Genomic DNA, 15,723 nt, shown 5'->3' on the forward strand with positions numbered 1-15,723 from the left:
GCAGCAAGATAGCGCGCTATATCCGTTTTTTCGGGCACCGAGCGGCTTGCTGGCGGGGACGCGACGACACGCTCGCCCTTCTGTTCGCCGCTCGGCCCCCAGGTCGGCCGGCGCCAGGTTCACACCTCGGGGCGCAGCATGGGCGGGTTGAGCAGCGTGGCACCGCCGGCCCGGAAGAGCTGGGCGGGACGGCCGCCCTGGCGCGTGGTCGTACCACCCGTGGGAACCAGGAAGCCCGGTGTCCCCGTCACCTTGCGGTGGAAGTTCCTCGGGTCGAGGGCCACACCCCACACGGCCTCGTAGACGCGGCGCAGCTCACCGACGGTGAACTCCGGCGGGCAGAAAGCTGTCGCGAGCGACGAGTACTCGATCTTCGACCGGGCCCGCTCGACCCCGTCGGCGAGGATCTGCGCGTGGTCGAACGCGAGCGGCGCCACGGGCTCGCCGTCCCTGCCGTAGCCGCCCTGCGCCAACAGCTCCTCGACAGGTGCCCAGCGGGCGTTGCTGGCGTCCCCTCCGGCGCGCGGCGCGGGGAGGTCGGGGGCGAGTGCGAGGTGCGCGACGCTGACCACCCGCATCCGGGGGTCGCGCTTGGGGTCGCCGTACGTCGCGAGCTGTTCCAGGTGGGCGCCGTTGTCCTGGACGGGCGCGGACGGGTCGTGGGCGTGCAGCCCGGTCTCCTCCTCCAGCTCGCGCGCCGCCGCCTGCGCCAGGTCCTCGTCGTCCCGTACGAAGCCGCCGGGCAGCGCCCAGCGTCCCTGGAACGGCGGCTCTCCCCTGCGTACCGCCAGCGCGCACAGGGCATGGCGGCGCACGGTCAGCACGACCAAGTCCACGGTGACAGCGAAGGGCGGAAAGGCTGACGGGTCGTAGGGCATGCCGCGATCATAGTCGTCTTCCTGACGATAAACACTCCCTTCCTCGGCCGTGGCCATGGTTGATCCTCACCGGGACCGGCGTGCGGCTCCCGGGGACGGGTGGCGTGCGGGCGCCGTCCTACGCGGGCGTGGTCACGGTCGGCGTACGGCCGGGTCCCGGACGTCGTGCGGGGTCACGGCCCAGTGGGTCCTGCGCGGCGACATCCTCGGGGCCGGCCTGGTCACCCTCCCAGTTGCAGTCCGTCGGCAGCCTCCTCGACCATCGCGAGGCCGAGCCGGCTCACCCGTACGGAGAAGGGGGCGGCGGCGATTCTCAGGCCGGTCAGGCCCAGCTCACCGAGGGGAGCGCCGCGCAGGGGGCGCAGCGTGACCGTCCCGGCCGGGGCGTCGGGGCGGATGCCCGCGAGCGCGGTCAGCACCAGGACGCCGGAGGCGGCGGCCGTGGCGGCGGGGCAGCAGGCCGCGGGATGGGGAAGCGGAGCGCCCGCACCGGTGCGCTGCTCCCCCGCGTACATCTCCGGCAGCCGGTGGGCGAAGGCCTCGGCCGCGCCCAGCAGGCCTGTCAGCAGCGAGGTCGCCTCCTTTTCGTAGCCCGCGGCGGCGAGGCCCGCGATCGCCACCGCCGTCTCGTGGACACGGACGGCTCCGGTGCGGTGGCCGAAGGGGTTGTACCCGTCCTCTTTCGTGCCGAGGGTGCGCAGGCCCCAGCCGGAGTCCCAGGCCGGGCTGCCCAGCAGTCGTGCCAGTTGCTCGGTCTGCACCCTGCCGAGCAGCCCGTCGGCGAGCCGGCCTCCGCCGAGGAGGCCGGTGTCGAGGAGGTGTGCCGCGGTGGCGCCCAGGTGCGGGACGGGGCGGCCGTCCGGGGCGCGGGCGGCGGCGGGGCGGCCTCCGCTGCGGTCCTCGAGCCAGAAGTCGTCCCGGAACGCCGTCCGCAGGGTCTGCGCCCAGTCCCGTAGTCCGGCGCCGCCCGGTCTGCCGCAGGCGTCGAGGAGGTCGGCGCCCAGGAGAGCGGCCCGGTGGGCGTGGGCCTGGGTCTCGCAGCGGGCCGGGCCACCGGGTCGGGGGTCGGGCAGGTAGACGCCTTCGCCGACGGTTCTGCGCAGCCAGGCCAGGCAGCGTTCGGCCGCGGGCAGCAGTTCCTCCGTCTCCTGCTCCGGCAGTCCCCACCGGCGGGCCTCGGCCAGGAGGACGGGGAACAGCAGCGTCGCTTCCGTGCCTGTGCAGCTGGGCGGCAGGTGGCCGCCGGCGTCCCGTCGCGGTCCAGGGATCATGCCGGCCTGCGGTCCTCGGCCGGTGAGCTGGGTGCGGGCAAGGGTGCGCAGGGTGCCCGCGGCCAGCCGGGTGCCGAGGGGCAGTGCCATCCGGGCGGCCGCCAGCGCCTCGGCCGGGGCGAGGCCGCAGCGCCAGGGGGCGCCCGCGGCGGGATAGGTGTCGGAGGGATGCGCCGGGTCCCGGAGCAGGAGGGCCCTGAGGTCCTCGATGCTGGTGCGCAGCAGCGCCGTGACCCGCGGGTCGTCTCCGGTCGCCTGTGCCGTGGCCAGTGGGCTGACCGCAGTACGCCCGACCGGGCGGGTGGCGCCCGCACCGTCCGGCCTGACCCACAGCTCGATCGCGGCGCTGCCGCCCGGCGGGATCTCCAACTCCCAGCGCAGCAGTCCGGCGGATGCCAGGGCGTCGGCGGGCGGCGGCTCGGCGGTGACCGACGAGCCGCCGCCGGCGCCGGTCCAGCGCAGGCCGGCGTCGTGGACAGTGGCGGGCAGTTCCGGCCCCGGGTGGCCGGCGGCGACCGCGCCCAGCGGGGCCAGGTCCGCACCGAGGGCGACCTCGACGGGTAGCCGCAGGGCGCGAGGGGCCGCGCTGTGCAGGGTGATTCGTTCTCTGCCGTCGGCGTGCCGGTCGCGCTCGACCACCACGTCCGGGTCGGGGCCGGCGTGCGGCGACGTGCGTAGTGTGCCCACGAAGCGGATGCGGTCGGCCGCCGTCAAATGGGCCTGCACCGGCAGTGGTTCGCGTCCTGCCACCCGCACCTGGCACCGGGACAGCACGCGCCTGCCCGCGTGGTAGACCCCTTCCAGTCCCTGGCCGGTCAGTTGCCCTTGTTCGGTGGAGACGGCGAGGCTCGGTAGGGCGACGCAGATCATGACTGTGTGCGCGGGCGGAAGTTCGGCCGGGATACGGGGCGGTGGAAGGGCGCCGGCGGGTGGTGCCGAGCGGGACGATGTGCGGGCGGCTTGGGCCGTGTCGCGTCCCGCCACCTGCGGACCCGGCCGGTCTCGGCCGAGCGGGAGTGCCAGCGGGCGCCGGCTCGTGCCACCTGCGCGCGGCGCTGGTCCTTCTCCCGTGACAGGGCCGGGAGTGGTGGCACGGGCATCGTCTGCGGCGGGTCGGGGCGGCTGATGCATGCGTCGGCTCTTCTGCGCCGGGTTCGCCTCGGGCGGGTCCGGCGGCGGGTGAGGGTCCCGGAGGGGCGTGGGAGGGGCGGTGGCGGTCCGGCCTGGCCGGCAGGGCGTTCCGCCACACAGGTGAACGGGGTCGGCCTTCCTCTGGTCACGCCGTGGAGGGCAGGGCCCAGCCGAATGGCGGCTCAGCCGCGCGGTGATGTGGTGAGGCTGCCAGTGGTCGTCTCCTGGCGGGGCCGACCGGGAGATGTGGCGGCTCAACCGCGTATCGGCGTGGTCCTGCTTCCGTTGGTCACGTGCGTGACCGGCCGACCGAGACATGGGGCGGCGCAGCGACGCAGCGGCGTGGTGCGGCTTCCGCTGGTCACGTCCCTGACCGGCCGACCGGGACGTGGGGCGGCTCAGCCACGTGCTGACACGGGGCCGCTCCGGCAGATCACGTGCCGGTGGGCACGGCCAAGACGCGTGGCGGCTCGGCCGGGCACCGGCGCGGTCCCGCTTCGGCAAGTCACGTCCCCGAGCACCCGACCAAGACCAGTGGCGGCGCAGACGCACACCAGCGCTGCGGGCCGCGGCGCCCTGCCAGGCCCCGTAGCCTCGCAGCCTCGCACCAGCGCTGCGGGCCGCTCGCTTGACCTGCCCGACCAGGGTTCCGCAGCAGCCGCCGTAGCCCCTGAGGCGACTGAGACTGCTGACGCCGTGGCTCATGGTGCGCCCTCCGATCCGTCGTCGGCGGGCCCGGGAGCAGAGCAGGCGCCTCGGTTGCGTGCCGTGTCCTTTGCCGAGGTGCGCGGGGGTCGGGTGCCGTCGGGCCGTGCGGAAGCCGGGCCCCTTCCGCGCGTGGAAGTCGTGCCCGGGCGGGCGGCGGCAGGTCCCGTACCGGCCGGAGGTGTCGGGCGCTTCCCGCGCATGCGCGCGGCTCCGCCGGGTGCGGTGCCTGCGCTGCGCGCACGCGATGTGCGGGGACCGGGAACGCGGGTGTCGCGGGGTTCTCGGGCCACGTCTCGCGCGGGCGGGACTTCGGCGCCTGCCGGGCGGGGGTGGGCTCGGTGTCGGGGGTGGGAGGGCTGGGCCGAGGTGGATGGCGGACTGGGCTGCAGCGTGGGAGCGGCAGGCGGGAGCGAGTTGGCCTGGGCGGCCGGGTCGGACTGCGCACGTTCCCGATCGGCGCGTTCCGCGCGCAGGCAGCGGCGGAGGGACTCGGGGTCGAGGCCCTCGTTGCAGGCCTGGTGGAGGAGGCGGGCGAAGAGGTAGCCGGGGTCGGCGCCCAAGGCCATGGCGAGGGCCTCGCGGGCTTCGAGTTCGTCGCCGGTCGACCAGGCGACCCAGCCGGCGAGGGTCAGCGGGGCCGCGGCGTGTTCACCGTAGGGCCCGACGCAGCGCCTGGCCAGGGCACGCCACAGTCGGAGGGCGGGAGCTGCCTCGTCTCCTTCCATCCACTCTGCGGCGCGGTCTCGCGTCCGGCGGTCCTGGAGGCCGAGGATGAGGGCCGCGGCCTCGTCGTGGCCGAGCAGTCCGTCGTCGCGCATGTCCGCGGCGAACGCGCCCGACACGGAAGGTGCCTCCGCGAAGCGGTGCATCACCTGCCGGGCCAGCTGCAGCGTCTCCTCTGCGACGGTCGCGTGGCTCGCCTCGTCGAGGATCCTGGGCACCACGGCCATGCCTGCGGCGTCCAGAGCGATCTCCTGCTGCAGCGCTGCCGAGGTCTCCCAGGGGTGCAGCCGGGCTCGGAGCTCTCGCAGGGTGCCGCGTACCTGGAGACCGGCGTACGTCGCCGCTGCGGCCAGCACCGACGTCCCGGGCAGGCCCATCGGCCGGCCCTCGGGCGGGCAGCAGGCCTCCCGGTCGCAGCAGTACGACCAGAAGCGGCCGCCCGAGATGCAGAGGGCCTCGACGACCGGCACGTCCAGCCGACCGCACTCGACTCGCAGTTGGTGGGCCAGCGGACTCAGCCGCTCCTTGACCTCCCGGCCCGTCTCTCCCCTCTCGGGCTCCTGGCAGAGGAAGACGACGATCTGCTCGGGTCGGGCACCGCGCCGCTCACCGCCCGTCACGAGCCCGTGCGTCAGCTGCCTGGCCGCTGCCGGCCAGTCCTCCTCGTTGGCGGGGATGCCCAGGCGGGCCCGGCCGCCGAACCTGCTGCGGCCGTCCCGGTCGTGCAGGGCGGCCATCACGATGCTGTCCTCGGGCCGGTACCCGAGCAGATAGGGCAGGGCGTCGGCCAGCTCGGACGGGGTGCGCAGAGTGATCTGGTGCGGGGCCGCGGGCTCACCCGCGGTGAGGGGACGGGCCGGGTCGGCGAGCGGAGTCCCGTCGGTGAACGGTGCGCGGTCGATGTACGGCGCGCGGTCGGTGAGCGGCCTGCGGTCGGTGAGCGGCGTGCCGTCGGTGAGCGGCGTGTGATCGATGGGCGCGGTGCGGTCGGTGGGCGCGGTGCGGTCGGTGGGCGGGTTGCGGTCGATGTGCGGGTTGCGTTCCTGGGACGGCGGGTGCCCACCTGACTGCGCGCCATCGATGAGCGGCCTGCCCGGCGCGGACATCGTGTCGTCGGTGGACGGCCTGCCCGGCGCAGGCAGTGTGCCGTCGGTGGACGGCCTGCCCGGCGCAGGCAGTCTGCCGTCGGTGGACGGCCTGGAGGGCGCAGGCAGCGCGTCGCCGACGGGCGGCTGGCCCTGAGCGGACGGCATGTGCTCGCCGCCCTCCACCCTCCCCCGCGCCGGTCGGATCTGCCCCTCTCGCTCGGCAATGTCATCGTTTTCGAAGGAACCGGATGCTTCGCTGTGATTCGTCATGCGCAGACGATCTCGCGGATCGCGATGTCCCGCTCGAGCCTGTGGATAACTCCGGGCAGGGACACGTCACAGCGCCCGAGCCGGGCCCTCCTCCACGGCCTGCGCGCTCGCGATGTCAGTGGCGTCCTGTTGTATGGAGGCATGGAGCACACGAGCAACGCGGATCTGCGGGCGGAGGCCGACTCGGTCCTCGCACGTCTCGTCGGGGACGCCACCGGCGTGGCCCGGCTGCGTGAGGACCAGTGGCGGGCCATCGAGGCACTGGTCGCCGACAAGCGCAGAGCCCTGGTCGTGCAGCGCACGGGGTGGGGCAAGTCCGCGGTGTACTTCGTCGCCACGTCGCTGCTGCGGTCGCGGGGCGCGGGCCCCACCGTGATCGTGTCGCCGTTGCTCGCGCTCATGCGCAACCAGGTCGAGGCCGCCGCCCGGGCCGGCATCCATGCCCGCACGATCAACTCGTCGAACACCGAGGACTGGGACACGATCCAGGACGAGATCGCGGCCGGCGCGGTCGATGTCCTGCTGGTCAGCCCCGAGCGGCTGAACAACCCGGACTTCCGTGACCAGGTGCTGCCCAAGCTGGCGGCCGCCACCGGCCTGCTCGTGGTCGACGAGGCGCACTGCATCTCCGACTGGGGCCATGACTTCCGTCCGGACTACCGGCGGCTGCGGACCATGCTGTCCGATCTGCCGCCGGGTGTGCCGGTCCTGGCGACCACCGCCACGGCGAACGCCCGGGTGACGGCCGACGTCGCCGAGCAACTGGGTACGGGTGGGACGTCGGACGCACTGGTGCTGCGGGGTCCGCTGGACCGGGAGAGCCTGAGTCTGTCCGTACTGCGGCTTCCGGACGCGGCGCACCGCATGGCGTGGCTCGCCGACCACCTCGACGAGTTGCCTGGGTCGGGCATCATCTACACCCTCACCGTGGCCGCCGCCGAGGAGGTCACGGCCTTCCTTCGGCAGCGCGGCCACACCGTCGCCTCGTACACGGGCAAGACGGAGAACGCCGACCGTCAGCAGGCGGAGGACGACCTGCTGAACAACAAGGTCAAGGCGCTGGTCGCCACTTCGGCCCTCGGTATGGGTTTCGACAAGCCCGACCTCGGCTTCGTCGTCCACCTCGGGTCGCCGTCCTCGCCCATCGCCTACTACCAGCAGGTCGGCCGTGCCGGACGTGGTGTCGAGCACGCCGAGGTGCTGCTGCTGCCGGGCAAGGAGGACGAGGCGATCTGGGAGTACTTCGCGTCGCTGGCCTTCCCTTCGGAGGAGTTGGTGCGTCGCACTCTGGACGTGCTCGCCCGCGCGGACGGGCCGATGTCCCTGCCCGCCCTGGAACCGCTGGTGGAACTGCGCCGTTCACGGCTGGAGAGCATGCTGAAGGTCCTCGACGTGGACGGGGCCGTCCGGCGCGTCAAAGGTGGCTGGATCGCGACCGGTCAGCCCTGGACGTACGAGGGCGAGCGCTACGAGTGGGTCGCGCGGCAGCGAGCGGCCGAACAGCAGGCCATGCGGGAGTACGCGTCGACGACGGGCTGCCGGATGGAGTTCCTGCAGCGCCAGCTGGACGACGAGGCAGCCCATCCCTGCGGCCGCTGCGACAACTGCGCGGGGGCACGGTTCACCGCGGACGCCTCCACCGCCTCGGTCGACGCCGCGCGCGTGGATCTCGGGCGGGCCGGCGTCGAGGTGGAGCCGCGCCGCATGTGGCCGACGGGTCTCCCGGTGATCGGGGTGAACCTCAAGGGGCGTATTCCGGCAGGTGAGCAGGCCGCACCTGGCCGGGCGCTGGGGCGGCTGTCGGACATCGGCTGGGGCAACCGGCTGCGGCCCCTGCTCGCGCCGCGGGCGGCGGACGGTCCGGTGCCGGACGACGTGGCACGCGCGGTCGTGGACGTCCTGGCCGACTGGGCCAGGGGTCCGGGCGGCTGGGCGAGTGGCGCTGCGGACGCGCAGCCGCGGCCCGTGGGTGTGGTCACCATCGCCTCGCACACCCGCCCGCAGCTGATCGCCTCCCTCGGAGCACACATCGCCCAGGTCGGGCGGCTGCCTCTGCTGGGTTCCGTCGAGTACGCGCACGATGTGTCGCGCATCCCCCGGAGCAACAGTGCCCAGCGCTTGAAGACGCTCGACGGCGCCCTGGTCGTGCCGCAGGGGCTGCGGGACGCCCTCGCCGAGGCGCAGGGGCCCGTGCTCCTGGTGGACGACTTCACGGAAACCGGCTGGACTCTCGCGGTCGCGGCTCGCATGCTCCGGCAGGCGGGTGCCGCCGGGGTGTTGCCGCTGGTTCTCGCCGTCCAGGGCTGACGGGCGCCGGGGGCGGGTATCGGGCCTCTGAGCAGGCGGGCGGCGGGTGGGTAACTGCCGTCCCGGCATCACCCGGAGGCCCACTGGGTAGAGATATAAGACACGGATCGTCAGATAAGGGGCGGTGGCCCCAATTGCTCGTTGCCGCATCCCAGTTCGACAGGAAGAATTGAGGTCCGCTCCCCGCACGGCTCGGCCGTGATCCGGAAGGGCTTCATTGCGGTGCGCGCTCCCCCGAATCCGACCCCCGCCCGCAGTGTGGGCGCGTAGCCGAAGGGAGGATCGTGACCTTCGGATTCGCTCCGTCTCCCACGGCATCGACGTCGACGTCCGCCGACCTGTCCACCGCTTCCGCCACTCGCGTGCTCGAACCGGCGGAGTGGGCCGCGGCCGGTATCCCCCTGCTGCGCAACCCACGGGAGGTCGTCAGCGGGCTGCACGCCCGGCACCGTCCCGAACCGGCGACGGCGATCGTGGCCGTGCTGGATCCCGACGAACGGCTGCGCGCCAGTGCCTCGTTCACCCGCCGCCCGGCACCGGCCGACGGATGGATGTTCCGCAACGCGCTGCTCTCCCAGCTGCGCCGGGTCATCCCCCACGACCTGCGGCGCCGCACGCCGGTGCGCACGGCCGTCCTGCTCTACTGCCGGGACGGCGATGCGCGCTGGACCGAGGAGGACGGCGCCTGGATGTGGGGGCTGCGGGATGCCTGCACGCTGCACGGGCTGCGCTGCGGGGCGTACATCACGCTGACCCGTGACGGCTGGCAGGTGCTCGGTGAGGGCCGTGGCGGCCGGCGCCCGAGCGCGGAGTCGGCACCCGAGCCCTTCGGTGCGCCTGAGGTAACGCCGCCCCTGCCGCGCACCGGCGGCGCGGCATCCGGCGACCTTCGCCGCGTGGCGGCCCGCTAGGGCCCTGCCTGACCTTGTCACTCGCGGGTTCCGCGGCGGCAGCCAGCGTCTCGTCGGCCGCCGCGGCGATCTGCGGGGTGCTCTGACCGCTGAGGGAGACTGCGCCGACTCGCCCGGGCGGGCACCCGGCTTCACCTGGCCATGATGAGCGGCACGGAGGCGGTACGCGTTCCACGCCCGAAGCGCTGCGGCCGTCATGGACAGCTGCTCTACGGCGCCGCGGCCGGCCGGGGCGATGAAGGCGCTGCGGAACGAGCTGCGGCTGGCGCGGCTCCAGCGAGCAACGGCGCACGCGCGCATTGCCGACACGCGCAGACGCACAGACGGAGGCACGCAGGACTGCGCGCCTCCGGTCATCCGCGTAGCGGCCCCCGTGCGGTGACCGTCGAGGCGGCGGGCTCAGGGCCCGCCTCGTCCCCCCGGACGCCTCAGGACAGGCTCAGACGCCTGCGGCGAGAACCGAGTTGATCTGCTGCGGGTCACCGCAGACGATCAGCAGGGCACCGGCCCGGCTGCGGGCCAGCGGCAGTGCCTCGGCGGCCACGGCGTCGGAGCCGCCGTTGATCGCGACGACGACCACCGGCCGGGTCGCGGCACGGCCCGCGGCGGCGGCATCGGCGTAGAAGACGTCGTCGCCCGCGTCGTGCTGAGCCCAGTAGGAGGTCTCTCCGAAGGACAGCTCGTGTGCGGCCCACGGGTGCTGTGCGCCGGTGGTGATCACCAGCACGTCACCCGGGGCCCTGCCCGAGTCCAGGAGCAGGTCCACGGCTTCCTCGGCGGCGTCGAGCGCGCCCTCCGCGGAGGCGGGGATCAGCTGGATCTGCGGCGTGGCCGGGGCCTGGCCGGAAGCTGCGGGGGTTGCGGGGTCCGAAGGACCGGGCTTGGCCGCCGCCACGTCACGCGTGGTGCGCTGGGCCGGCGGCGTGGGCCGGAGCGGTCCAGGGCGGCCGGGGCGCGTCGGCGCCATGGGGCGGGGGCCGGGTACGGGGCGGGGGGTCGGCGCGGTGCGGCCGCTGGCCGGAGTGGCGCGGGGACCCTGGGCACTCTCGTGAATCTGAGGCTCCTCGGGGATGAGAGGCATGAGCTGATGTTTATCAAACGTTGGTGCGGCTCGCGTCGGCGGGTGGCACGTACATGCGAGCAGAACGGTCAGAAATCGAAGCCGAGCTGACCCTCGATTTCCGGAACGCTTCCGTCCGCCCAGCTGCGGGCCTTCTTGAGGTGCCGCCACTGGGGCAGCGCATCAAGATACGCCCACGACAACCGGTGGTAGGGGGTGGGTCCCCATTCCGCCAGTGCGGCCTTGTGCACCGGTGACGGATAACCGGCGTTGTCCGCAAAACCGAAGTGTGCATGGTCCATGCCCAGTTCGGCCATCATTTTGTCGCGCTGGACCTTGGCTATCACCGAGGCCGCGGCGACGGCCACGCAGGAGCGGTCGCCCTTGATGACCGTGCGGACCTTCCAGGGATTACCGAGGTAGTCGTGCTTGCCGTCGAGGATGACCGCGTCGGGGCGGACCGGGAGGGCGTCCAGGGCGCGTACCGCGGCGAGCCGCAGGGCCGCTGTCATCCCCAGGTCGTCGATCTCCTGGTGAGAGGCGTGCCCCAGGGCGTAGGAGGTCACCCACTTCTGGAGTGTCTCGGCGAGCACGGTCCGCCGCTTGACGGTCAGCAGCTTGGAGTCGGTGAGGCCCTCGGGGGGCCGGCGAAGGCCGGTGATCGCCGCGCAGACGGTGACGGGGCCGGCCCAAGCGCCGCGCCCCACCTCGTCGACACCGGCAATGATCTTCGCTCCGGTCGTTGCGCGAAGGGAGCGCTCGACGGTGTGAGTAGGCGGTTCGTACGGCATGGCGCCCTTAGCCTACGACGCCCGGAACCCGCCGCGACACCCCGGTTTCCCCCAGCGGACGTGAACCGGTTCGAGGCGCCCGCTCAGTCACCGACCTGCCGGAGCAGCGGCATCATGAGCTGGTCGATCAGCTCCTCGAGATCCCGGTCGCTCCATTCGCTGCCGCACATCTTGGACCGGTACATCATCATCGCCGGAATGGCGTCGAAGACATAGCCGTTCGCGGCGTCGCCGCGCACCTCGCCACGGTCGATTCCACGGGTGATGACCTCACGGAGCATCCTGATCGTCGGCTCCACGACTCCGTCGAAGATCACGCCGTGGAAGCGCTCCGCCTGTGTCGGGTCGCATTCGTGAATGACCGCTCGCAGCGCGTGACCGGGGCGGGAGAACATCGCGTCCCGGGCCTGGCGGCACAGGGCCAGCAGATCCTCCCGGACGCTCCCGAGATCGGGCGCCCCGTCCAGGCGGGGCAGGCCCGCCTGGAGTGCGTCGGCGACGAGGTCCTCCTTGGAGGGCCAGCGGCGGTAGACGGCGGCCTTCCCGGTCTGGGCGCCGGCCGCGACGCCCTCCATGGTGAGGCCGTTCCAGCCGACCGTGCTGAGCTGGTCCAGGGCGGCGTCGAGGATCGCGCGTTCCAGCACCGCGCCACGGCGACGCAGCGAGGCCGACCGAGCGGGGGCGGCCGTCCAGCGCGGGGTAACCATCGAGTCTTCTCCAACGTGCGGAAGCGGGGATCCCGGCGGCGGGCCGGGACGACGGGGACGCGTCGCGCGGCGGCGACGGGGGACACGACACATCGAGACAACCCGAGTGAACGCTTGCGTTCACTACGGGGAGCTCACTACCGTGGGCGTGACAGTGAACGCCATCGTTCACTAACGCACTTGTGGGGGACCCATGGTGACGACCTCTCAGTTGACTCAGAAGCAGAAACCAGGTGCGGCACGCCGGGAGGGGCATCCCGGCATCGCGCTCACGGTCATCGCGGCCTGCCAGCTCATGGTGGTCCTCGACGCGACGATTGTGAACATCGCGCTCCCGCACATTCAAGCCGCGCTCAACTTCAGCACCACCGATCTCACCTGGGTGGTCAGCGCCTACACGCTCACCTTCGGCGGACTGCTGCTCCTCGGTGCCCGTGCCGGTGACATCCTGGGCCGCCGCCGGGTGTTCATGACCGGCATCCTGCTCTTCACCTTCGCCTCGCTCCTCGGTGGACTCGCGCAGGAACCATGGCAGTTGCTGGCGGCGCGTGCCCTGCAGGGTGTGGGTGGTGCCATCGCCTCGCCCACCGCGCTGGCACTGATCACCACCACGTTTCCCGAGGGACCGGAACGCAACCGCGCCTTCGGTGTCTTCGCCGCGGTGTCCGCGGGCGGCGGCGCCATCGGTCTGCTCGCCGGCGGCATGCTCACCGAGTGGCTCGACTGGCGCTGGGTATTGTTCGTGAACGTGCCCATCGGCGTGCTGATCGCGGTGCTGACACCGCTGTACATCAACGAATCCGAGCGGCACCCCGGCCGGTTCGACATCGCGGGCGCGCTCACCTCGACCGTGGGCATGGCCTCGCTGGTCTACGGCTTCATCCGGGCCGCCGAGGACGGCTGGCGTGACGGTCTGGCGCTGGGTTCCTTCGGGGCCGCGGTGGTGCTGTTGCTCGCCTTCGTGTTCATCGAGACGCGGGCCAAGGAACCGATCACCCCGCTGAAGATGTTCGCCGACCGCAACCGCTCGGGCACGTACGTGATCATGCTGAGCCTGGCCGCCGCCATGTTCGGCATGTTCTTCTACATCGTGCTGTTCGTGCAGAACGTGCTCGGCTACAGCCCGATCAAGTCGGGCCTGGCGTTCCTGCCCGTCACGGCCGCGATCGCGGTCGGCGCGGGGCTGTCGCAGCGGTTCCTCCCGGTGCTGGGCCCCAAGCCGTTCATGGTGACGGGCTCCACGCTCGTGGTGCTGGGCCTGGCCTGGCAGACCCTCATCACCCCGGACAGCTCCTACGCGGGCGGCGTGCTCGGGCCGATGCTGGTGTTCGGCTTCGGCATGGGGCTCAACTTCGTCACAGTGACCGTGACCGCGGTCTCCGGCGTAGCCCAGAACGAGGCGGGCGCAGCGTCCGGACTGCTCAACGCCACTCAGCAGGTGGGCGGTTCGCTCGGCCTTTCCATCCTGACGACCGTCTTCGGCACGGCCAGCACGGACGAGGCGAAGAAGCAGATGCCGGACTTCCTCGCCAACGGAACGCCCGCGCAGAAGGCGGAGCTCGCGCAGACCCAGCAGCTGCCGGCGCCCTGGGGGCACGAGGTACTGGCGCACGGCATCGCCACCGCCTTCATCCCGGCCGCCGCCATGGCCGGGCTCGCGCTGATCACCGCCGTGGTGGTGATCCGTGTCCGCAAGAGCGACCTGGAAGCCCTCGCCGGCACCGCCGGACCGATGGCCGGCTGACGGGGAGGAGGCGCACCGGTCCGGTTCCGGCAGCACCCCGACGGGCGTTACGGGGGTACGCCCAGCGCTGCCGGGCCGGGCCGGGAGCAGCCGTACACCGGCACCCGCGACGGGCATCGGCACGCGCCCGGTCCGGGCCGCCGTCCCGACCGCCACGCCGCACAGAACCACGGCCCCCAGCACCAGGAAGCACGAGGCAGGCAGCGGCACCGCCGCGAAGGGCGCGGACAGCTCACGCAGGACCTCCGTCACCGCCCACCCCCTTCGCCGCCGTCGGCACCGCCGCACCATCCTGTGCGGGCAGTCATCACGACAACGCCTCGGGGTCACGCAGAGTTCCCGGCGCACACGGAGAGTTCCCGAACGCGGCAGGACCTTGCGGAGGCGCTGGAGAAGGCCAAGAAGGTCAGCTGAGTGCCACCTGGGGGTTGCCGGGTGACTGCGGGCCGTCCTGGGCCGGTCGCGCAGTCCCCCGCGCCCCTGGGGTACCTGCCGTGGAGCCGGTTCCGCTTCCCAGCCGCTCTAGCCGGCGGCCGGGACCCAGTCCGGCACGGCCTCCGTGCGCTCCACCCACGCGGCAGGCGGTGTGCCGGCCTTCCCCGCGGAGAGGACACCGCCCACGATCGCGCAGGTGGTGTCCACATCACCACCGACCTGGGCCGTCGTCCAGAACGCCTCCTCGTAGTCCCCGAGGCGGCGCGCGGCCGACCACAGGGCGAAGGGCACGGTGTCATGCGCAGAGGTACGCCGCCCGCAGCCCAGCACGGCCGCGACCGTGGCCGCGTCGCCGTAGTCGAGCATGTCCCGTGCGCGGCGCAGGCCGGCTCCCACGGCACTCTTCGGCACAAGGTCGATGACACCGTCGAGGAGGGCCTCGGGACTGGGCGGCCCGCTGGGCGCGGCGGCCAGCGAGGCGGCGGCGGCCACGGCCATCGCTCCGACGACGGCCTCACGGTGCTGGTGCGTGGGATAGGCGGAGATCTCCGCCTGGTGGGTGGCCTGCTCGGGATCGTCGGCGTACCAGGCGCCCAGGGGCGCGATGCGCATCGCGGCGCCGTTGCCCCACGAGCCCTGCCCCTTGAAGAGCGCGGCGGACAGCTCGCGCCAGTCGCCGCCCTCTCGGATCAGCCTCAGCAGCCGGTTGACGGCAGGGCCGTAGCCGCGGTCGAAGTCGTGGTGTTCGGCGAAGGACAGGGCGAGGGCGTCCTGGTCGATGCGGTGGTGGGCGGCGAGGACGGCCACCACGGAGCAGGCCATCTCCGTGTCGTCCGTCCACTGCCACGGGCCGGCCGGCAGTTCGCGTCGCTTGAGCAGCGGATAGTTCACCGGCACGAAGAACTGCGAGCCCAGCGCGTCTCCCACCGCCAGTCCGCGCAGGCTTGCCAGGGCGCGCCCCAGGCGCTCGTAGGGAGAGGAATCAGCGGTCATCGCCCTGCCACTCTATCCAGTGATCGCCGTACGACTCCGGATCTCGCCAGCGATCGAATGGCCGGTCCAGTGTGTACTTGCCGTCGTCCCCGAGAACGAGCATCCGCATCTCCGCGTTCCCGGGATTGGACAGCGACTCGAACTCCGCCACCGTCCAGTGGAACCAGCGCATGCAGAACAGGCGCATGGCGAGGCCATGGGTCACTATGAGGACGTTCGGCGGATGGTCCGGCGCCTCGAAGCTGCGGAACAGGCTCTCCAGGAAGCCGCCGACCCGGTCGTAGACGTCGGCGCCGCTCTCGCCCTGGGCGAAGCGGTAGAAGAAGTGCCCGTAGGCGTCCCGGTACGCCTTCTGCAGGCGTACGTCGTCGCGGTCCTGCCAGTTTCCCCAGTCCTGCTCGCGCAGCCGGGGCTCCTCGCGTACCCGTATGAGCTCGGGGTCGAGGTGGAAGGCGCGCAGGGTCTCGTGCGTACGGCGATAGGGGGACACATAGACGCTGACACGTTCGCGTCCGAACAGTTCCCGCAGGTCCTTGCCGGTCTCCTCGGCCTGCTGCCAGCCGCGCTCGGTCAGCGCGAGCGCGTGGTCGGGTTCGCGCTCGTACACGGTGTCATCAACATTGCCGGTTGACTCGCCGTGCCGGACAAGGACGATGCGCCGTGGTCGTGCCATGCCAAAACCCTAGTTCGAGCGAGCCCCGACCGA

At 72.7% G+C, this 15,723-nt stretch carries 11 protein-coding genes; 3 read left to right on the plus strand and 8 right to left on the minus strand.

The features are described 5' to 3' along the window. Nucleotides 1–119 precede the first annotated feature (119 nt). The 3 genes from ACIGXJ_RS28070 to ACIGXJ_RS28080 form a co-directional block, all read right to left on the minus strand. Nucleotides 120–878 (minus strand): NUDIX domain-containing protein, encoded by a 759-nt coding sequence (locus tag ACIGXJ_RS28070; protein WP_399650819.1) that lies wholly within the window; start codon nt 876–878, stop codon nt 120–122. Nucleotides 879–1,099: 221 nt separating this feature from the next. Then, complete coding sequence (locus ACIGXJ_RS28075) at nt 1,100–3,019, minus strand: glycogen debranching N-terminal domain-containing protein (protein WP_399650823.1); 1,920 nt, start codon at nt 3,017–3,019, stop codon at nt 1,100–1,102. Nucleotides 3,020–3,981: 962 nt separating this feature from the next. Further along, nucleotides 3,982–5,964, minus strand: a complete 1,983-nt coding sequence (locus ACIGXJ_RS28080; protein ID WP_399650826.1) for a DUF4192 family protein — start codon at nt 5,962–5,964, stop codon at nt 3,982–3,984. 246 nt (nt 5,965–6,210) lie between these two features. On the opposite strand from ACIGXJ_RS28080, the gene ACIGXJ_RS28085 reads away from it, so the two are divergent. After that, the gene (locus ACIGXJ_RS28085; protein WP_399650828.1) at nt 6,211–8,376 is read left to right on the plus strand and encodes a RecQ family ATP-dependent DNA helicase; all 2,166 of its coding nucleotides are present in this window, start codon (nt 6,211–6,213) and stop codon (nt 8,374–8,376) included. A 284-nt stretch (nt 8,377–8,660) separates the two neighbouring features. Then, nucleotides 8,661–9,287, plus strand: coding sequence for a hypothetical protein (locus ACIGXJ_RS28090; RefSeq protein WP_399650830.1), 627 nt, complete (start codon nt 8,661–8,663; stop codon nt 9,285–9,287). Nucleotides 9,288–9,726: 439 nt separating this feature from the next. Here ACIGXJ_RS28090 and ACIGXJ_RS28095 read toward each other — a convergent pair whose 3' ends face one another. The 3 genes from ACIGXJ_RS28095 to ACIGXJ_RS28105 form a co-directional block, all read right to left on the minus strand. After that, nucleotides 9,727–10,368, minus strand: coding sequence for a hypothetical protein (locus tag ACIGXJ_RS28095; protein ID WP_399650831.1), 642 nt, complete (start codon nt 10,366–10,368; stop codon nt 9,727–9,729). Between the two features lie 68 nt (nt 10,369–10,436). Beyond that, nucleotides 10,437–11,138, minus strand: a complete 702-nt coding sequence (locus tag ACIGXJ_RS28100) for a ribonuclease HII (RefSeq protein WP_399650833.1) — start codon at nt 11,136–11,138, stop codon at nt 10,437–10,439. Nucleotides 11,139–11,221: 83 nt separating this feature from the next. After that, entirely contained in the window at nt 11,222–11,845 is a 624-nt protein-coding gene (locus ACIGXJ_RS28105; protein ID WP_399650836.1) for a TetR/AcrR family transcriptional regulator, read from the minus strand. 193 nt (nt 11,846–12,038) lie between these two features. Here ACIGXJ_RS28105 and ACIGXJ_RS28110 point away from each other — a divergent pair, with 193 nt between their 5' ends. After that, the gene (locus ACIGXJ_RS28110; protein WP_399650839.1) at nt 12,039–13,589 is read left to right on the plus strand and encodes an MFS transporter; all 1,551 of its coding nucleotides are present in this window, start codon (nt 12,039–12,041) and stop codon (nt 13,587–13,589) included. A 522-nt stretch (nt 13,590–14,111) separates the two neighbouring features. On the opposite strand, the gene ACIGXJ_RS28115 is transcribed toward ACIGXJ_RS28110, so the two are convergent. Together ACIGXJ_RS28115 and ACIGXJ_RS28120 are read right to left on the minus strand one after the other, a co-directional pair. Then, complete coding sequence (locus ACIGXJ_RS28115) at nt 14,112–15,017, minus strand: ADP-ribosylglycohydrolase family protein (protein ID WP_399650842.1); 906 nt, start codon at nt 15,015–15,017, stop codon at nt 14,112–14,114. Next, nucleotides 15,007–15,690 (minus strand): histidine phosphatase family protein, encoded by a 684-nt coding sequence (locus ACIGXJ_RS28120; protein ID WP_399650844.1) that lies wholly within the window; start codon nt 15,688–15,690, stop codon nt 15,007–15,009. Before ACIGXJ_RS28120 ends, ACIGXJ_RS28115 begins: the two co-directional genes overlap by 11 nt. Between the last annotated feature and the right edge of the window lie 33 nt (nt 15,691–15,723).

It is taken from the genome of Streptomyces sp. NPDC053367 (assembly GCF_044545925.1).
Taxonomy (GTDB): Bacteria; Actinomycetota; Actinomycetes; order Streptomycetales; family Streptomycetaceae; genus Streptomyces.